The following is an 18,280-nucleotide window of genomic DNA, read 5'->3' on the forward strand; positions in this document are numbered from 1 at the left end:
GGCTGTGCCTGGCTGGTCGCGCAGTTCCCCGCGCCCCTGACCCGCTTTCGTCAGCGGACCGTACGTGGTGCTCGCGCAGTTCCCCGCGCCCCTGGCGGGGTCGGCATCTTCAGCCCGTCCGGCGATTGAGGACGAACGCCGGGGTCCGGGGGACGGAGTCCCCGCAGGGGGTCTGGGGCGCAGCCCCAGGAGCCGAACCATCCCACCCCCTTGCACGGGCGGGCGGGTGGGCCGGCGCCGCTCGGCTCGTTCCGGGGTGGGAATGAGACACCCGTTCCCCTCGTCCGTATCGTCTGGTGACAGGCGAATTGGACGGAGGCGGGATCAGCCATGGCACATGGACATGCGACCAGGGTGGGGACCGGGGCGGAACAGGCCCGGGGCTGGCAGGCCACGGCCCGCAAGTACGCACTGCTGCCGCTGCGGATCTTCCTCGGCGTGACCTTCATCTACGCCGGCCTCGACAAGCTCACGGACAGCGCGTTCTTCCACGCGACCGGCACCGGGTCCATCGGCGAGCTGATGCACGGCGTGCGGGACAGCTCCGCGGTCCCCGCCCTCGTGGACCTCGCCCTGAAGAGCCCCGCGGGGTTCGGGTACGCCATCGCGTTCGGCGAGCTGGCCGTCGGCATCGGCACGTTGCTCGGCCTGTTCGGGCGGCTCGCCGCACTGGGCGGCGCGCTCATCTCGCTCTCCCTGTGGCTCACGGTGAGCTGGCAGACCACCCCGTACTACTACGGCAACGACCTGGCCTACTTGATGGCCTGGCTGCCGCTCGTACTGGCCGGGACCCCGTTGCTGTCCGCCGACGCGCTCCTCGCCAGCCGGCGTCGCTTGCGCACCCCGTAGTCGATCCAGCTCACGAGCGAGGCGATCCCGAGGCCGCCGCAGACCAGTGGGATCGCCACCGGCGAGGGGGTGTTCCACTGCCCGGCCGCGTCTCCCGCGAACAGGACGGTGGTGGCCATCATCGCCAGCCCGGCGATGAGCCGGCCCGGGCGGAACTCATGACGCAGCACGGTCCACCTCCGCCTGGCCGACGCCGACCTTGAGATGGAGTTCGAGCGTCCCGGCCGGCTTGGCACCGGCGGGCGGAGTCAGGGTCGCGGTTCGCTTCTGGCCCGGTGTGACCTGGATGTCGTCCGGTTTCTCACCGGGCAGCCGGATGTCGCCGAGGCCCATGTCGAAGGTCACCTTCACTGTCACGTCCTTCGGTACGACGACCCTCGCCCTGCCCGCGCCGACCTCCGTGCTCGTCGTCACGGTCTGTCCCCGCGGCACGGCGAGCCGGCTCAGGTCGAGGGTGCCGACGCCGGTGCCGAGGTGGTAGGCCGGCCGTACGTCGCTGATCGCGGCGGGCGTCCAGTTCGTCCGGGCCCAGTGCGAGTCGATCGACTTGGGCAGTGCCGCGGACCCGGCGAGCAGGGCCGCCGTGAGCACCGCGAGGAACACCGTGCCGAACCCCGTACGGCCCAGGAACGAGCTCAGCATCAGGCCGAGCGCGAACACCCCGAGCGCGGCCGCGAACCCGATCTGCAGGCCGGTGCCGAGCGGCTGGTGGTCCCAGGAGCCGCCGAGCCCGGCGCCGAAGGCGAGTAGCGCCGTGAGGAAGATCAGGCCGCCGATGGGGCGCGGCCCCCGGCTCGCCCGTACCGCGGCGTTCGCGGCCTTGCGGGTCGCCTTGGAGACCCGGGGCGCGTCCGCGTCCGCGGGACCCCACAGATAGCCGGCCGGGACCGGGCCCGTGGTGCCGTCCTTGACGATCGGGTCCCGCCACCAGGACGGCGGGGACGGCGCGGGCGGCGCCTTCGTCTCGGGCGGCGCGTCCGCCACGGCCTGGGCCGCCACCGGGTCGAGCGGGCTGTCCGCGGGCGTGGTGGAGCGGCGCTGCGACCAGACGGCGGCGCCCGCGAGGAGCAGCGCGAGCAGCACGGCGAACGTCATCACCGAACCGTTCCTCAGCATGGTGAGGAAGATTCCGCAGCCCGCCAGGGCCATCAGCACGGCTACCAGCGCCGCGCCTTCGACCCGGCCCGTGAGCAGCCGGCGGGCCTCGTTCTCGTCCTCGCCCTCCAACGGCACGATCAGCCAGGCGAACCCGTAGAAGACCAGGCCGAGGCCGCCGGTCACGGACAGCACGCCGAGCGCGATCCGGAAGATCACCGGGTCGAGGTCGCAGTACCGGCCGAGGCCTCCGCAGACTCCGCCGATGACCTTGTTGCGGCTGCTGCGGCGCAGCAGCGGGGCCTCGGGGGCCGGATCGGGCGGCGCTTGGGGCGTCTCGGTCGGCGTGCTCATACGTACATGGTGACGGGCCCGCGCGACACACGGCACCCGCCCCGACCCTGGCCTCACCCTGATTTCAGCCCTGAAGGGCCAAGATCAGCACCCCCCCCTGTGGGGGAGGCGGCCTCCCTCGCGAGGGGGTGCTGGCCTCAGGGAAGCCTGGGGGCCAACCCTGATGCCCGGGGGCCCCTGGCCGTGTGACGATCGGGGCATGTCAGTCGCCACCCCTCGCCTGTCGCCGACCGAGGCCGACGAAGCGCCGGTCCGCAAGCTGTACCGCTCCGCCGAGGGGCGGATGCTCGGCGGCGTCGCGCGCGGGCTCGCCGGGCACCTCGGGCTCCCGGTGGTGTGGGTGCGGGTGGTGTTCCTGGGGCTGCTTTCGATCAACGGCCTGGGCGCGCTGCTCTACGCGGTGTTCTGGTTCGTGGTGCCGCTGGGCCTCGGGGGTACGACGGCCGGGCCGCGCTCCGCGTTCGAGGTCAGCCCGGACGGCCGGCGCAGACTCCGCAAGCCCGACAAGGGCCAGGTCGTCGCCCTGATCGCGCTGGTCTTCGGCGCCGCGATCTTCGCGTCCAAGGTGGACGTCGGCGGCTGGGCCAACCCGTACGTCTTCCCCAGCATCCTCATCGGCGTCGGCGTCATCCTGGTGTGGCGGCAGGCCGACAACACGCGCCGGGCGCGCTGGACCGAGGGCGCCCGGCGCAGCCGGTGGCTCCCGGTGGCCCGGGGGCTCGCCGGGGTCGCCCTGGTCGGCACCGGGCTCACCGGCTTCGTCGTGGTCAACGGCTCGGCCGCACAGCTCGGCAACGTACTGACGGCGGCGATCGCGGTGCTCGCAGGCATCGCCCTGCTCGCCGGGCCCTATCTCGTCCGCATGACGCAGGACCTGTCCGAGGAGCGCCTGATGCGCATCCGGGCCCAGGAGCGCGCCGAGGTCGCCGCCCACGTACACGACTCGGTGCTGCACACCCTGACCCTGATCCAGCGCAACGCGGAGAACGTCGGCGAAGTGCGGCGCCTGGCCCGGGCGCAGGAGCGCGAGCTGCGTGCCTGGCTGTACAAGCCGGAAGGCACCGGCAAGGAGAAGGAAGAGGAACCCGAGACGCTCGCCGAGGCCGTCAAGAAGGCGGCGGCCGAGGTCGAGGACAAGCACGGCGTCCCGCTGGAGGTGGTCGTCGTGGGCGACTGCCCGCTGGACGACGGCCTGACCGCACAGATGCAGGCCGCGCGCGAGGCGATGGTGAACGCGGCCAAGTACGGTGGCGAGGGCGGCGCCGTCCAGGTGTACGCGGAGGTGGAGGGCCGCACGGTCTTCGTCTCCGTGCGGGACCGGGGCCCCGGATTCGATCCCGACGCGGTGCCCGCCGACCGGATGGGCGTACGAGAATCAATCATCGGCCGGATGCAGCGCAACGGCGGTACGGCGAGGCTGCGTTCGGTGCCCGGCGGGGGCACGGAGGTCGAGCTGGAGATGGAGAGGGCAGAGGGATGACCGAGGAAACGACAGGCCGCCACGTCAGGGTGGTCCTCGTCGACGACCACCGGATGTTCCGCACCGGAGTCCAGGCGGAGATCGGCCAGACCGAGAGCACGGGCGTCGAGGTGGTCGGCGAGGCCGCCGACGTCGACCAGGCGATCACGGTGATCACCGCGACCCGCCCCGAAGTGGTGCTGCTCGACGTCCACCTGCCCGGGGGCGGCGGCGTCGAGGTGCTGCGCCGCTCGGCGGCCATGATGGCGGCCGCCGAGAACCCGGTCCGCTTCCTCGCGCTGTCCGTCTCGGACGCGGCGGAGGACGTGATCGGCGTGATCCGCGGGGGTGCCCGCGGCTACGTCACCAAGACCATCACCGGCACCGACCTGGTCGACTCGATCTTCCGGGTGCAGGACGGCGACGCGGTGTTCTCGCCGCGCCTGGCGGGCTTCGTCCTGGACGCGTTCGCCTCCACGGACGCGCCGCCGGTCGACGAGGACATGGACCGGCTCACCCAGCGCGAGCGCGAGGTGCTGCGCCTGATCGCCCGGGGCTACGCGTACAAGGAGATCGCCAAGCAGCTGTTCATCTCCGTCAAGACGGTCGAGTCGCACGTCTCGGCGGTGCTGCGCAAGCTCCAGCTGTCCAACCGTCACGAGCTGACCCGCTGGGCCACGGCACGCCGGCTGGTCTGAGCCGCCGTGCAGGGGTGACCGGCGGTTTCTCCTTTGTAAAACCATGGCAAAACCGGCAACCCGGACGCGCTCATGTCACTCTTGCCGGACGTGATGAGCCTGACCGGAACTCCCTTCTTCGTCACCGCGATCGTGGTGGCCGCGCTCGCCGTTCTGGTGCCGCTGCTTGTCTGGCACAAGGTCGGCGGGCCGGTCGTGGTGCGCGGGGCCGTGCGGCTGTTCATGGTGCTCATCGCCCAGGCCTCGGCGGTCGTCGTGGTGTTCGTCGCCGTCAACAACGCGAACGGCCTCTACGACAATTGGGGCGACCTGCTCGGCACCGACAGCCACGTCGGCGCGGCTCCCAACCTCGGCGTGGACGGCACCGGCGGGCGCAGCATCGCCAAGGAGCCCCGCGTCAAGCAGGACTTCGCCCCGGTCGACGACTCCAGCATGGGCACCGGCGTCCAGGTCACGCATCTGACCGGCCGGGTCTCGGGGGCGGACGGCGAGGTGTACGTGTGGCTGCCGCCGCAGTACGACGACCCGGCGTACAAGGCCAAGGACTTTCCCGTGGTCGAGCTGCTGCCCGGCTACCCCGGCTCGGCCAGGGACTGGTTCAGCAACCTCGACGCCACCCAGCAGCTGCGGCCGCTGATGGCCAGCGGCGAGGTCAAGCCGTTCATCCTGGTCGCGCCGCGCACCTCGCTGCTCGCCGGGCAGGACACCGGCTGCGCCAATGTGCCGGGCATCGTGAACGCGGACACGTGGCTGAGCGTGGACGTCCGCAAGATGGTCACCGACAACTTCCGTGCCGAGACGGGCGCGGACGGCTGGGCCGTCGCCGGGATATCGGCCGGCGCCCACTGCTCGGCGAAGCTCGCGATCGAGCACCCCGACCGCTACCGCGCGGGCATCTCGCTGTCCGGCTACAACGACCCGGCCGCCGAGTCCGACTCGATCACGGCGGGCGCCCCGGCGCTGCGCCGCGAGACCAACCCGCTGTGGATACTGACCCACGCCAAGCACCCGCCGAAGACCTCGCTCTTCCTCACCGGCCAGCCGGGCGACGGCTACGAGGACGGCCTCGCGCTGCGCAAGGCCGCGAAGGACCCCACCAAGGTGTGGGTGCAGAAGACCGGCGGCGGCCATCTGAACGTGGTGTGGAAGCCGCTCCTGCCGGAGGTGTTCCGCTGGCTGTCCGGCCAGGTCAGCGGCGTACAGAACACGAAGGACGTGAAGGACGCCAAGGGAGGCCTGCGGCCCAACGGCGGGAGTGGCGACGCGGCGGTCGTGCAGGCCACGGGCGCCGGTGGCGTACGGGGTGAGAGGTAAAGGGCACTGGGCGTCACCCTTTGGTAAAACGCTGGTAAATCGGGCAACTGGTGTTCGCGGCCGTCCCTCTAGGGGGGCGTGATGAGCCTGACCGGAACCCCCTTCCTCGTGATCGCGATCCTCGCGGCGCTGGCAGCCCTGCTGCTGCCGCTCGTCCTGTGGACCAGAATCGGCGGTCCGGCCTTCGTGCGCTGGATCTCGCGGCTCCTCATGCTGGGCTTCGCCCAGGTCACCGCGATCCTGGTGGTCTTCCTCTTCGTCAACAACGCCAACGGCCTGTACGACACCTGGGACGACCTGCTGGGCGGCGGCAACCACGTGAACGCCGCCCCCGACCTCGGCCCCGACGGCACCGGCGGCAGGAACGCGGCCAACGAGCCCAAGGTGAAGCAGAAGTTCGAGCCGTACACGAACAAGGTCGGCAAGGGCGTCGTGAAGACCACGCTCAAGGGGCAGGTGTCCGGGGTCGAGGGCGATGTGGCGGTGTGGCTGCCGCCGCAGTACAACGACCCGGCGTACAAGGACAAGACGTTCCCCGTCGTCGAGCTGCTGCCCGGCTACCCCGGGTCGATAGGCGCCTGGTTCGGCACCCTGAAGACGCAGGAGCAGCTCACGCCGATGATGGAGAAGGGCGAGGTCGCGCCGTTCATCCTGGTCTCGCCGCGCACCACGCTCCTGGACGGCAAGGACACCGGCTGCGCGAACGTGCCCGGCGTCGTGAACGCGGACACGTGGCTGAGCGTGGACGTCCGCAAGATGGTCACCGACAACTTCCGGGCCGACACCCGCGCCGAAGGCTGGGCCGTCGCCGGGTACTCGGCGGGCGCCCACTGCGCCGCCAAGCTCGCCATCGAGCACCCCGACCGCTACCGGGCCGGTGTCGACCTGTCCGGCTACAACGACCCGGCCGCCGAGAAGGACTCGATCGCCGCGAAGAACCCCAAGCTGCGCGAGGAGACCAACCCGCTGTGGATCCTCAAGCACGCCAAGACCCCGCCGCGGATCTCGCTGTTCGTCTCCGGTGAGCAGACCGACGGCTACAACGACGGGCTCGCCCTCAAGCAGGCCGCCAAGGCGCCCACCGCGGTGACCGTGGTCAAGCTCAACGGCGGCGGCCACGCGAGCGCGGTGTGGAAGACCCAGGTCCCGGACGTCTTCCGCTGGCTGACCAAGGAGATGGGCGCGGGCGTCAAGGTCCAACCCGAACAAGGGGTCTGACGGTTCGTCAACTGTCGCGTCACGCGGGCCGCACGGCCCCCGCGAACGGCATCTGGTCGATCGGCGCGACCCGCACCGGCGCCCCCGGGTGCGGCGCGTGGATCATCTGGCCGCCGCCGATGTAGATCCCCACGTGGCTGATCCCGGAGTAGAAGAACACCAGGTCGCCCGGCGCCAGTTGGGAACGCGGCACCCGGCTGCCCGCGTTGATCTGGGTGTACGTGGTGCGCGGCAGCTGCACCCCGGCCGAGCGCCAGGCGGCCTGGGTCAGGCCCGAGCAGTCGAAGGACGAGGGGCCCGTCGCGCCCCACACGTACGGCTTGCCGAGCGCGCTGTAGGCGAAGGAGACGGCGGCCGCGGCGCGGTCGGTGGGGGCCGCGATCGGCGCGCGCGGGGTGTCGGCCGAGCGGCTGGCCCGGGTGTCGGCGGGGGCCGCGTCGGACTCCTCGTAGGCGGCCCGCTCCGGCGCGGTGAGCTGGGCGAGCAGCGCCTCGGCCGAGGTGATCTTCGACTGGATGTCGCTCTTCTGCTTCTGCAGCGTGGACTGCTGGCCGCGCAGCTCGGCGAGCTTTCCGTCGGCGGTCGTGTGCAGCTGGTCGAGCTCGGCGAGCTGCTTCCGCACCCCCGACACGGCGGTCGCCGTCCGGTCCCCGGCGCGCTCGGCCAGCGCGGCGTCGTCCAGGTACCGCTTCGGGTCCGAGGAGAGGATCAGCTGGAGCTCGGGGGCGACCGAACCGCTGCGGTACTGGGCGGCCGCGAGCGAACCCAGCGCGTTGCGCGCGGTGTTGAGCTGCTGGGTCTTGCGGGCGGCCTCGTCGCGCAGCTCGCTCAGCGAACGCTCGGTAGCGTCCGCCTTCTCCTTCGTGCCGTCGTACGCCTCCGTCGTGACCTCCGCGTCGTGGTACAGCTGGTCGACCTTGGCCTTGACCTGCGCCGGGGTGAGCTTCGGCTCGGCGTGCCCGGAGCCCTCGAAGAGGGTGGCGGTGGCCGCCGACGCCAGGGCGAGCGTCGCGGCGGTGCGGGCGGCGGGGCCGGTGAGCGGATGCTGCTTGGGCTTTCGGTGCGCAGCCACGAGGGCCTTCACGTCCTTCCGTACGGCAGTGCTTCCGCGCTGCGGCTCCGGGGAGGGGAGCCGTCCCGACGACGGACCGCACAGGGGGACGGCCCGTCGCCGGATCTTTCGGCGGTGGTGACCGACAGCCGCCCGGTGGAGCGGCGGCGGTGGGGAGTCGGCCACCTGGTGGAGGACGCTAAACCTGGGCGACACGGTCGAGCGGCGTAATGACGGCAAGTGCCCCTTTCCGGCATCCGCGCGACCGACTTCGACCGAAGCCGGGGCGATGGCCCGCGGGGTGCGCGCCTGCTGTGACCGAAGTGCCGGTTGGGCCCCACCCGCTGCACGGCGCCTGCTACGAGGGAATTAGGCTCCGGCCCATGGACGTACTCATCAAGGTCGTCGTCGGCCTGCACATCATCGGCATCGCTTCGCTGCTCGGCGGATTCCTGACGCAGATGAAGGCGATGAGCGCGGGCACCGCCCGCTTCGTCCCGGCGATGCTGCACGGCGCCCTGACCATGCTGGTCACCGGCGTCGCCCTGGTCGGTCTCAACCAGGCCGACGACAACACCCTGAACACCGTCAAGCTCGGCGTGAAGCTCGCGTTCCTGATCGTGATCCTGGGCCTGGTCTATGTGAAGCGGGACGAGGAGAAGGTCGAGAAGGCCGCGTTCGGCGTGGTCGGCGGCCTCACCGTCGCGAACATCTTCATCGCGCTGCTCTGGACCTGAGGCCCGACCGCCGGGGTTACGCGGGCCGCACGCTGCCGTAGATCGGCATGTAGTAGATCGACTCCTCGCGTACGTACGCCCCGGAGTGCGGCGCGTGGATCATCATGCCGTTGCCGATGTACATGCCGACATGGCTGATGTCGTCGTAGAAGAAGACCAGGTCACCGGGTTGCAGATCGGCCGTCGCGACCCTGGTGCCCACCTTCACCTGGTCCCAGGTGGTGCGCGGCAGCTCCACCCCGGCCGCCTTCCACGCGGCCTGCGTAAGACCCGAGCAGTCGTAGGAGGCCGGGCCGGTCGCGCCCCACACGTACGGCTTGCCCATCTGGGCGCGGGCGAAGGCGAGCGCCTTGGCCGCCTTGGTCGTGGCGGGCGACGAGGGCGACGAGGGTGATGAAGGTGATGAAGGTGCGTGGCCGGCGGGCGGGGCCTGCTTCTTCTTGGCGGCGGCCGCCGCCTGCTGCGCGGCCAGCTCGGCGGCCTTGCGCTTGGCCTCGTCCTGCTTCTTCTTCTCGATCGCGGCGAGCCGCGCCTTCTCCTGCGCGGTCAGCGTCGACAGCAGCGTGCGGGCGGCGGCCAGCTTGGTCTGCACGTCCTGCTTGCCCGCCCGCAGCGTCTGCTGCGAGGTGGTCAGCGCGGCCAGGCTCCGGCTCGCCTCGGCCCGCTTCTTCGCGTTCTCCGCGCGCTGCGTCTCGAACGCGCTCAGCGTCTTCTGCTGCTCGTCGGAGAGCCGGCCCATCAACTGGTTCTGGTCGAAGAACGCCTGCGGGTCGTCCGAGAACAGCAGCGTCATGGTGGGGGTGACCCCGCCGTCGCGGTACTGCGCCGCGGCATAGCCGCCGATCACCCGCCGGGTGTCGTTCAGCTTCGCCGTGCCGGCCGCCACCTGGTCGAGCAGCGCGTCGGCCTTCGCGCGCTGGGTGGCCGTCGCCTCCTTGGCCGCGTCGTACTTCTGGGTGGCCAGGTCCGCCTGCCGGTAGAGGTCGTCGACCTTCTTCTGCACCTCTTCGATGCTCGGCTTCGGCCCGGCGGGCGCGGCGTCCGCGCTCTGCGCGAGCAGGCTCACCGAGGCGAGCGCGGCCGTCGTCACGCCCAGGGCGGGCGCGGTAGTGCCTATTCGAGTGCGCGGCTTGCGGTGTGAGGGCAAGGCCGACACCTCCTTCCGGAGCGTTCCGGACGGGGGCGTTCCCCGGCTTGCTGCGGCACGCTAGCCAACTCCCGTGGCTCCTGGGAAGGTTGATGTCCGACAGGCCCGATACATTCCCGTGACCGTTACGGTGCGTAGTCGCGAACCGTCTCTCCGAAGGCGGCGGCGGAGTGTCAGAGGGGCGGCCTAGACTCGGGAGACGATGAGCAGCCTCTTTGACGACAGCTTCCTGGCGGACCTCCAGCCCTCCGAGGAGGAGCACCCGCCGCCGCCCGAGGAGTCGCACGCACCCGAAGCGGTGCCGGACGACCTGTTCGGGGGCCGGTTCGACGCGCCCGCGGACCGTGACGCGTACTACCGCGGCGGCGCCCCGCGCCCGGCGATCGACGCGGCGGCCCTCCTGGAAGGCCTGAACGAACAGCAGCGCGCCGCCGTGGTGCACGCGGGCTCGCCGCTGCTCATCGTGGCCGGCGCCGGCTCCGGCAAGACCCGGGTGCTCACGCACCGCATCGCCCACCTGCTGGCGACCCGCGGCGTGCACCCCGGCCAGATCCTCGCGATCACCTTCACCAACAAGGCCGCGGGCGAGATGAAGGAGCGCGTCGAGCAGCTGGTCGGCCCGCGCGCCAACGCGATGTGGGTCATGACGTTCCACAGCGCCTGCGTGCGGATCCTGCGCCGCGAGTCGAAGAAGCTCGGCTTCACCTCGTCGTTCTCGATCTACGACGCGGCCGACTCCAAGCGACTGATGGCGCTGGTCTGCCGTGACCTCGACCTGGACCCCAAGCGCTTCCCGCCGAAGTCGTTCAGCGCCAAGGTGTCCAACCTGAAGAACGAGCTGATCGACGAGGAGACCTTCGCGGGCCAGGCCGCGGACGGCTTCGAGAAGACGCTCGCCCAGGCCTACACGATGTACCAGGCGAGGCTGCGCGAGGCCAACGCGCTCGACTTCGACGACATCATCATGACCACGGTCCACCTCCTCCAGGCCTTCCCGGACGTGGCCGAGCACTACCGGCTGCGCTTCAGGCACGTCCTGGTGGACGAGTACCAGGACACCAACCACGCCCAGTACACGCTGGTGCGGGAGCTGGTGGGCCCCTCTGGCGAGGCGCAGGCCCCCGCCGAGCTGTGCGTGGTGGGCGACGCCGACCAGTCGATCTACGCCTTCCGCGGCGCGACGATCCGCAACATCCTCCAGTTCGAGGAGGACTACCCGAGCGCGACGACGATCCTCCTGGAGCAGAACTACCGCTCCACACAGACGATCCTGTCTGCCGCCAACGCGGTGATCGAGCGCAACGAGAGCCGCCGCCCGAAGAACCTGTGGACGGACGCGGGCCCGGGTGCGCAGATCACCGGGTACGTCGCCGACACCGAGCACGACGAGGCGCAGTTCGTCGCCGACGAGATCGACCGGCTCACCGACAAGGGCGAGGCCAAGGCGGGCGACGTCGCCGTCTTCTACCGCACCAACGCGCAGTCCCGCGTCTTCGAAGAGATCTTCATCCGGGTCGGCCTGCCCTACAAGGTCGTCGGCGGCGTCCGCTTCTACGAGCGCAAGGAGGTCAGGGACGTCCTGGCCTATCTGCGCGTCCTGTCGAACGCCGAGGACACCGTCCCGCTGCGGCGCATCCTCAACGTGCCCAAGCGCGGCATCGGCGAGCGCGCCGAAGCGATGATCGACGCCCTGTCGCTGCGCGAGAAGATCACCTTCCCGCAGGCGCTGCGCCGCGTCGACGAGGCGTACGGCATGGCGGCCCGCTCGGCCAACGCCGTCAAGCGCTTCAACGCGCTGATGGAGGAGCTCCGTACGATCGTGGACTCCGGCGCCGGCCCCGCGGTCGTCCTCGAAGCGGTCCTCGAACGGACCGGCTACCTCGCCGAGTTGCAGGCCTCCACCGACCCGCAGGACGAGACCCGCATCGAGAACCTTCAGGAACTCGCCGCCGTGGCCCTGGAGTTCGAGCAGGAGCGCGGCGAGGAAGAGGGCGCGGGCACGCTCGCGGAATTCCTGGAGAAGGTGGCCCTGGTCGCCGACTCCGACCAGATCCCCGACGAGGACGAGAACGGTTCAGGAGTCATCACGCTGATGACGCTCCACACCGCCAAGGGCCTCGAATTCCCCGTCGTGTTCCTCACCGGCATGGAGGACGGCGTCTTCCCGCACATGCGGGCGCTCGGCCAGGTCAAGGAGCTGGAAGAGGAGCGACGCCTCGCCTACGTCGGCATCACGCGCGCCCGCGAGCGGCTGTACTTGACCCGCTCCTCGATGCGCAGCGCCTGGGGCCAGCCCTCGTACAACCCGGCATCGCGCTTCCTGGAGGAGATCCCGGTCCAGCACCTGGAGTGGAAGCGGACCGGTCCGATGGCGGCCCCGGCGGGCCCGGTGTCGGGCAAGTCGCTGGGTGGCGGCATCGGCAACTCGCTGTCCTCGTCGCGCTCCAAGGCGGGGCCCTCGGGCTTCGCGACGCGGCGCGGCAACGACAAGCCGGTGATCGCCCTGTCGGTCGGCGACCGCGTCACGCACGACCAGTTCGGCCTGGGCACCGTGATGACGGTGACGGGTTCGGGCTCGGACGCCCAGGCCACGATCGATTTCGGCGACGAACGTCCGAAGAAGCTGTTGTTGCGGTACGCGCCGGTGGAGAAGCTCTGACCGAGCCTCTGGTTACGTCGGGTCCAGGTCGTGGCTGCGCAGCCACGGCAGGGGGTCGATCGACGAGCCGCCGCCCGGCCGTACCTCGAAGTGGAGGTGCGGCCCGGTGGAGTTGCCGGAGTTCCCCGAGTACGCGATGACGTCGCCGGCCTTCACCGGACCCGAGCGGATCTTGGTGCTGGACAGGTGGCAGTACCAGGTCTCGGTGCCGTCGGCGCCGGTCACTATGGCCATGTTTCCGTACGCACTGTTCCACTGCGTGCGGACCGTGCCGTCGATCGCGGACATCACCGGAGTGCCGTACGAGACCGGGAAGTCGATGCCGGTGTGCACCGACATCCAGTTGACGCCGGCCTGTCCGTAGTAGGCGCTGAGCCCCTTCTGCGTCACCGGCAGGACGAACTTGGGGCGCGCGGCCTCCTTCGCGGCGGCCGCGTCCTCCTTTTTCTTCTTCTCCGCGTCCTGGCGGGCCTTGAGGTCGATACGTTCCTGCGTCCGGCTGGCGCGGTCGGCGAAGCCGTTCGCGTCGGCGCTGAGATTGGCGAGCTGGGTGTCCAGCTTGGTGTTGGCGGCGACCGGCTTGACCGACGCGGGGTCGGACGCGGCCGTCACGGTGCCGCCGTCGTCCTTGCCGCCGGTGAGCCCGCCGACGGAGGCGACCGCGACACCCGCGACCCCCATCACGCACACGGACGGAACCGCGACGGTCAGCAGCGCCGAACGCTTGGCGGGGCTGCGCCGCCGACGGCCGGCGTTGCGCCGGGCCTCGGCGCGCGAACCGGGGACGGCCGCGCCGGGCAGATCGGCCGGAAGGCCGACGGGCTCCGGCTCGGGGGCGGGCTCGTCGGTGAACGCCTCGACGAACTCGTCCGCGAGCTCCACCTGGGGGAACTCGGCTGTCTCGTAAGGGAGTTGGGCCTCGGGCTGGGCGGGCATCGTCGTCGTGGCCGCCGTCGCCATCGCGTTCCACGCGGTCGCGTCGTACGTCCCGGTCTCGGACTGCGTGCCGGGCACGGCCCACTGGCCCGTCGTGTCGTACGCGGAGGTGAACGCGCTGTTGTCGTACTGGCCGGTGCCCTGCGCCTGGTGCCACGCGTTGGCGTCCCACTGGCCCGTCGTGTCGAAGGCGCCGGTGTCGAAGGTGCCCGTCGCGAACGAGCCGGTGCCGGAACTCTGGGTGGGGAAGACCGGGGTGGTGAACGTGCCGGTGTCGAACTGGCCGGTGCCGAAGGCGTTGGCCTGGAAGGTGCCGGTGGTGAACGTGCCGGTGTCGAACGTGCCGGTCGCGCCGTCCGGTTCGTACGCCGTCGCCTGGTGCGGAACCGTCCACTGGCCGGTGGTGTCGTACGAGGAGGCGAAGGCGCCGGTGTCGAACTGGCCTGTCCGGCCTGCCGCGTAGCCGTTCTGGCCGCCGTAGCCGCCCTGCATCGCGCCGAAGAGCGGATCGGCGTCGTAGCCCCCGGTGGGGTGGGAGGGAGCGCTGTTGCCGTCGTGGCCACTGCTGCCGCTGAGGTAACCGTCGTGTCCGACGTACCCGGCGTGGGCGTGCTGGTCAGTCACCAACTTCTCTCTCGCCTCGGCAACAGAACCTGCGGCCGGGTCCCTAAGGGGCGGGGGTCCCGGGGACAGCAGTGGCGTGACTGTACCCGGCGGTATGCGAGACCGACAATCTTCGGCAGGTTTCTTGGTTACGGGAAACGGGCAATCAGCCGCCTTTCGGTGGACTGTGGGCAGAGGTTTGGCCGTGTGTTCGGGATTCGTTCGACGGCGGACGGGTGCGGATACGTTGCTGCCGGGGTGGGCGGAGCCTGAATCAGGCCATGGGGGAGGGGCCTCGGGGGACGGTGGGGGGCGGGCTGTGGTGAGTGGCGGGTGGTGAGGACTTAGTCCTGTGGTGCCGCTCCGGGCTCCGGGCGGGGGGCCTTGTCGTGCGGTGGCGCGCCGGCTCCGGGCCTTCCGCTCAGGCCACCGAGAACGCGTCGTGGTCGGCGGCCTCCGGTTCCCCGGCCGTCAGCGCCTGCCGCACCCCCGCCGCGACGGCCGGGTGGACCGGCATCGCCAGATGACCGATCCCCGTCACCCTCACGTTCTGCGCGAGCAGATCCGGGTGCTCGACCCGGGCCGTCTCGACCGGAATCATCAGCGTGTCCAGGTCGCTCCAGAAACTCACGAACCGGGTACGGATTCCGGGCGCCGGCCTGCGCAGCTCCTCGATGAGATCCGATCCGGGGCACATCTGGCGCACGATCGGGTGAGCGTGGGCGAGCTGCGCAGAGCGCGTGCCGGAATGCGGGGTGCCCAGCGTGACGAGCGTACGGACCCGGAGGTCGCCGCCCAGGCGCTGCACGTAGTAGCGGGCTATCAGGCCGCCCAGGCTGTGCCCCACCATGTCCACCTCGCGGTGGCCGGTGCGGGCGCAGATCTCCTCGACATGGCGGCCGAGCAGCTCGGCGGCGACCCTGATGTCGCCGGTCAGCGGGGAGTAGTTGAGCGATTCGAGATGCCGCCAGCCGTGCCGGGCCAGCGAGCGGCGCAGCAGCACGAACACCGACCGGTTGTCGATGAAGCCGTGCAGCAGGACCACGGGCGGGTGCGAGCGGCCGGCGGTGGGCAACTGTGGTGCGGCGGCCGGGTCGGGCGCGGGATGCCGCTCGGGCGTCAGGCCCGAGGGGTACAGCAGCAGGTGCCCGGCCAGCACGGCCAGATCCAGCGCGGTGGCCCGGATCAGCGCCGCCGACAGCCACGCCCGGCGCACACACAGCGGCAGTAACGAAAAGACCTGCACGACGGCGACCTCCCGAATGGCACACGAGAGGCCGCTCCGTCCCCCGTATGCCCTCATGGGGCTCCGCCTTTGAAGGCCCCCGCCTGAGCCGGCCCCGACATACGAGGGGCCGGACCACCGTGCCGCGCGGCTGACGGCACGGTGGTGCGGCGCCTTCGTAGCGGCTCCCCTTGCGACCGCGCCCGCCCGGTCACAACCGCCCTCCGGCGGTGCCGGTGAGCCGACTGATGCGGGTACGGTGCAAAACGAACGTGTCCCACGTGTGATTTCCCCCTCCCTCTCCACCGCGAAACGGCGGGTTGCGGGATGCTGTGGATAACGTTCGTTCACTTCCCCGGCCCTTCGGCGCGGGGGTGCGCAGGTGGGACATGTGGAGGCAGTGATGGGTGTAACTGGTCCGATCCGCGTGGTGGTGGCCAAGCCGGGGCTCGACGGTCACGATCGCGGGGCCAAGGTCATCGCTCGGGCGCTGCGTGACGCCGGCATGGAGGTCATCTACACCGGGCTGCACCAGACGCCCGAGCAGATCGTCGACACCGCGATCCAGGAGGACGCCGACGCCATCGGCCTCTCCATCCTCTCCGGTGCGCACAACACGCTGTTCGCGAAGGTGCTGGAGCTCCTGAAGGAGCGGGACGCGGAGGACATCAAGGTCTTCGGCGGCGGCATCATCCCCGAGGCGGACATTCCGCCGTTGAAGGAACTCGGGGTGGCGGAGATCTTCACGCCGGGGGCGACCACGGCGTCTATCGTCACGTGGGTCAACGCGAATGTGCGGCAGCCCACGGGGGCGTAGCGGCTGACCCTGGCCGCCTTTTGCTGCGGCCCGGTGGTCGTCCTCTGGGGCTGCTCCGCCCCAGACCCCGTTCGCGCCTTAAGGGCGCTCGTCCTCAAACTCCCCCAAGGCCTTAAGGGCCAGGGGGGACCCCCATGACGGGCTGAAGGTGCCGGTGCTGGCCAGTATCGATGCTGCTAGGGGCGCGGGGAACTGCGCGAGCAACCACGCACGGTCCGCGGTCAGAGGCGGGTTTAGGGGCGCGGGGAACTGCGCAAAATGGCCCCGCGTCGGCAGGCTGCCGTCCCCATCCAGCCCCTCCGGCGAGTCGAGGAGCGGGGGAATGGGGGCGGAGCCCCCCCGGGGGTGCTAGCCCGACAGTTCCTCTCGCATCGCCGCGCGCAAGCGCAACGTCGCCACCAGCCGCTGAAACGCCTCCGCCCAGTACCCCCCGGCCCCCGGCGACGCCCCTTCATCCTCCGGCGGCGTGGCCGTCAGGGCCTCCAGACGCGGGGACTCCGAAGGGTCGAGGCAGCGCTCGGCCAGGCCCATCACGCCGCTGAAGCTCCACGGGTAGCTCCCCGCGTCCCGCGCGATTTCCAGCGCGTCCACTACCGCCCGCCCCAGCGCCCCCGCCCACGGCACCACGCAGACCCCGAGCAACTGGAACGCCTCCGACAGGCCATGCGCGGATATGAACCGGGCCACCCAGTCCGCCCGTTCGGCCTCCCCGAGGGTCGACAGGAGCTTGGCCCGCTCGGCCAACGACGCCGTGCCCGCGCCCTCGCCGGGCGGCGCCGACGGGGCGCCGAGCAGGGCCCGGGACCACTCCGCATCACGCTGCCGCACCGCCGCCCGGCACCACGCGGCGTGCAGCTCTTCGCCCCAGCCGTCGGCCACGGGCAGCGCCACGATGTCGCGGGCGGTGCGCCCGCCGAGCCTCGCCGGCCACGTGTCCAGCGGGGCCGACTCCACCAACTGGCCCAGCCACCACGACCGTTCGCCCCGCCCCGCCGGCGGCCTCGGCGCGACCCCGTCCCGCTGCATCGCCGCGTCGCACTCGTGCGGCGCCTCCACCGAGATCAGCGTCCCGTCGCCCGTCCGGTCCAGGGACACGCAGGTCATCGCCCGCTGCGCCATCCGCCCCGCCAGCGCCGAACCCGGCAACGCGGACAGCAACTCAGCCGCCGTCGCCCGCACATTGCGGCTCCGGTCGGCCAACGCCCTCTCCAGGAACGGCTCGTCCTCCGCCGAGAGCCCGTCGCGCAGCGAGTCCAGGAACATCAGCCGGTCCTCGGCCCGCTCCGTCGCCCACGTCGCGGCGAGCAGCGCCCTGCCGGCCTCCGGGGCGTACGCCCGCACTGCCCCGAGCAGCGCCACCCGCTCCGCGAACAGGCCCTCGCCCCAGAGGAGTCGTACGGATTCGGCGTCCCCGGGGTCGGGCAGCACCGCGCTGCCCGACGCGCCGCGCAGCGCGAAGCGCCACTCCGGGTTGAGCCGGGCCAGCCACAGCCCGCGCGGGCCCGCGAAGGTCAGGGCCTGCGGGCGCAGATCGGTGCGGGCCCGGGCCGCGTCGAGGAGCGCGGGCAGGAGCGCCGACGGGGCGCGCAGACCCCGCTCGTTGGCGACGGCCAGCCACTGGGGGAGCAGCTCCCCAAGATCCGGGGCGCTCCCACGCCTGCCCCCGGCGTGCGCGGGCGCCGAACGGTCGGCCAGCAGCATCCCAAGCCGCCGCCGGGCCGCCTCCGGCAGCGCGAGCCGCTCGTCTGGTGGTGCGGGCTGCGGACGTACTCCCGCGGTCGCCGGAACCAGCCCCGCCCTGCGTCGCAAGGTCTGCGTCGCGGCGGCGTCGAGAAGTTCCTCGGGCTTGCCGGCCGCCGGCCGCCGGTCGGTGCCCAGCAGTGCCGAGGTCACGAGCTCCTCCCAGGAGCCGGTTGAGACAGCGGCCGCGTTGACGGTAGAGCCGGACATCTAGTTCCCTTCCATGGCTTCGGTTCGTTCTGCTTCGTTTCGCCTCGTCGGTGCGGCGCCCTGCGCCCTGTGGTGCGGGTGCGGCGTGCCAGGCGGGTGCGGGCCGGTGGTGGCGGCGCCGCCCTGCGGTCGGCTGTGCGGGCAGATGTCGCGGGGCGGGGCTGCGGC

General features: G+C 71.5%; 14 protein-coding genes. 8 read left to right on the forward strand and 6 right to left on the reverse strand.

Annotated elements, in window-relative coordinates:
- Positions 1-330: 330 nt before the first annotated feature.
- Complete coding sequence (locus ADK54_RS26970; protein WP_053728325.1) at positions 331-849, forward strand: DoxX family protein; 519 nt, start codon at positions 331-333, stop codon at positions 847-849.
- 156 nt (positions 850-1,005) lie between these two features.
- Here the strand turns inward: ADK54_RS26970 and ADK54_RS26975 are convergent, their stop codons facing one another.
- Positions 1,006-2,298 (reverse strand): PspC domain-containing protein, encoded by a 1,293-nt coding sequence (locus tag ADK54_RS26975; RefSeq protein WP_053728326.1) that lies wholly within the window; start codon positions 2,296-2,298, stop codon positions 1,006-1,008.
- A 199-nt stretch (positions 2,299-2,497) separates the two neighbouring features.
- Here ADK54_RS26975 and ADK54_RS26980 point away from each other — a divergent pair, with 199 nt between their 5' ends.
- The 4 genes from ADK54_RS26980 to ADK54_RS26995 all read left to right on the forward strand — a co-directional run bounded on the left by ADK54_RS26980 (position 2,498) and on the right by ADK54_RS26995 (position 6,987).
- A complete protein-coding gene (locus ADK54_RS26980) occupies positions 2,498-3,778 on the forward strand; it encodes a PspC domain-containing protein (RefSeq protein ID WP_053728327.1) in 1,281 nt (426 codons plus the stop codon).
- The gene (locus ADK54_RS26985) at positions 3,775-4,455 is read left to right on the forward strand and encodes a LuxR C-terminal-related transcriptional regulator (protein ID WP_053728328.1); all 681 of its coding nucleotides are present in this window, start codon (positions 3,775-3,777) and stop codon (positions 4,453-4,455) included. The genes ADK54_RS26980 and ADK54_RS26985 overlap by 4 nt, the downstream gene beginning before the upstream one ends.
- 93 nt (positions 4,456-4,548) lie before the next feature.
- The gene (locus ADK54_RS26990) at positions 4,549-5,769 is read left to right on the forward strand and encodes an alpha/beta hydrolase (protein WP_078966661.1); all 1,221 of its coding nucleotides are present in this window, start codon (positions 4,549-4,551) and stop codon (positions 5,767-5,769) included.
- 81 nt (positions 5,770-5,850) lie between these two features.
- Complete coding sequence (locus ADK54_RS26995) at positions 5,851-6,987, forward strand: alpha/beta hydrolase (protein ID WP_053728329.1); 1,137 nt, start codon at positions 5,851-5,853, stop codon at positions 6,985-6,987.
- A 19-nt stretch (positions 6,988-7,006) separates the two neighbouring features.
- Here ADK54_RS26995 and ADK54_RS27000 read toward each other — a convergent pair whose 3' ends face one another.
- Positions 7,007-8,059 (reverse strand): C40 family peptidase, encoded by a 1,053-nt coding sequence (locus ADK54_RS27000; protein ID WP_053728336.1) that lies wholly within the window; start codon positions 8,057-8,059, stop codon positions 7,007-7,009.
- Positions 8,060-8,421: 362 nt separating this feature from the next.
- Here ADK54_RS27000 and ADK54_RS27005 point away from each other — a divergent pair, with 362 nt between their 5' ends.
- Positions 8,422-8,775: a hypothetical protein gene (locus ADK54_RS27005; protein ID WP_053728330.1), complete on the forward strand. Its 354-nt coding sequence runs from the start codon at positions 8,422-8,424 to the stop codon at positions 8,773-8,775.
- A 16-nt stretch (positions 8,776-8,791) separates the two neighbouring features.
- Here ADK54_RS27005 and ADK54_RS27010 read toward each other — a convergent pair whose 3' ends face one another.
- Positions 8,792-9,922, reverse strand: coding sequence for an NlpC/P60 family protein (locus tag ADK54_RS27010; RefSeq protein WP_053728331.1), 1,131 nt, complete (start codon positions 9,920-9,922; stop codon positions 8,792-8,794).
- A gap of 202 nt (positions 9,923-10,124) precedes the next feature.
- Here ADK54_RS27010 and pcrA point away from each other — a divergent pair, with 202 nt between their 5' ends.
- A complete protein-coding gene (pcrA, locus tag ADK54_RS27015; protein WP_053728332.1) occupies positions 10,125-12,581 on the forward strand; it encodes a DNA helicase PcrA in 2,457 nt (818 codons plus the stop codon).
- Between the two features lie 12 nt (positions 12,582-12,593).
- Here pcrA and ADK54_RS27020 read toward each other — a convergent pair whose 3' ends face one another.
- Both ADK54_RS27020 and ADK54_RS27025 read right to left on the reverse strand, forming a co-directional pair.
- The gene (locus ADK54_RS27020; RefSeq protein WP_053728333.1) at positions 12,594-14,141 is read right to left on the reverse strand and encodes a M23 family metallopeptidase; all 1,548 of its coding nucleotides are present in this window, start codon (positions 14,139-14,141) and stop codon (positions 12,594-12,596) included.
- A gap of 400 nt (positions 14,142-14,541) precedes the next feature.
- Positions 14,542-15,366 carry an alpha/beta fold hydrolase gene (locus tag ADK54_RS27025; protein ID WP_234392213.1) on the reverse strand — a complete coding sequence of 275 codons (825 nt, stop codon included), beginning with the start codon at positions 15,364-15,366 and terminating at the stop codon, positions 14,542-14,544.
- Between the two features lie 382 nt (positions 15,367-15,748).
- Here ADK54_RS27025 and ADK54_RS27030 point away from each other — a divergent pair, with 382 nt between their 5' ends.
- Positions 15,749-16,162: a cobalamin B12-binding domain-containing protein gene (locus ADK54_RS27030; RefSeq protein WP_053728334.1), complete on the forward strand. Its 414-nt coding sequence runs from the start codon at positions 15,749-15,751 to the stop codon at positions 16,160-16,162.
- Between the two features lie 348 nt (positions 16,163-16,510).
- On the opposite strand, the gene ADK54_RS27035 is transcribed toward ADK54_RS27030, so the two are convergent.
- Positions 16,511-18,112, reverse strand: coding sequence for a DUF5691 domain-containing protein (locus tag ADK54_RS27035; protein ID WP_053728335.1), 1,602 nt, complete (start codon positions 18,110-18,112; stop codon positions 16,511-16,513).
- Positions 18,113-18,280 lie beyond the last annotated feature (168 nt).

The organism is Streptomyces sp. WM6378 (assembly GCF_001279695.1).
Taxonomy (GTDB): Bacteria; Actinomycetota; Actinomycetes; order Streptomycetales; family Streptomycetaceae; genus Streptomyces.

Excerpts from the sequence above, each read along its gene's own strand:
- ADK54_RS26970 (WP_053728325.1), top strand. The coding sequence starts at position 331 with ATGGCACATGGACATGCGACCAGGGTGGGGACCGGGGCGGAACAGGCC.
- ADK54_RS26975 (WP_053728326.1), bottom strand. The coding sequence starts at position 2,298 with ATGAGCACGCCGACCGAGACGCCCCAAGCGCCGCCCGATCCGGCCCCC.
- ADK54_RS26980 (WP_053728327.1), top strand. The coding sequence starts at position 2,498 with ATGTCAGTCGCCACCCCTCGCCTGTCGCCGACCGAGGCCGACGAAGCG.
- ADK54_RS26985 (WP_053728328.1), top strand. The coding sequence starts at position 3,775 with ATGACCGAGGAAACGACAGGCCGCCACGTCAGGGTGGTCCTCGTCGAC.
- ADK54_RS26990 (WP_078966661.1), top strand. The coding sequence starts at position 4,549 with ATGAGCCTGACCGGAACTCCCTTCTTCGTCACCGCGATCGTGGTGGCC.
- ADK54_RS26995 (WP_053728329.1), top strand. The coding sequence starts at position 5,851 with ATGAGCCTGACCGGAACCCCCTTCCTCGTGATCGCGATCCTCGCGGCG.
- ADK54_RS27005 (WP_053728330.1), top strand. The coding sequence starts at position 8,422 with ATGGACGTACTCATCAAGGTCGTCGTCGGCCTGCACATCATCGGCATC.
- pcrA (WP_053728332.1), top strand. The coding sequence starts at position 10,125 with ATGAGCAGCCTCTTTGACGACAGCTTCCTGGCGGACCTCCAGCCCTCC.
- ADK54_RS27030 (WP_053728334.1), top strand. The coding sequence starts at position 15,749 with ATGGGTGTAACTGGTCCGATCCGCGTGGTGGTGGCCAAGCCGGGGCTC.
- ADK54_RS27035 (WP_053728335.1), bottom strand. The coding sequence starts at position 18,112 with ATGTCCGGCTCTACCGTCAACGCGGCCGCTGTCTCAACCGGCTCCTGG.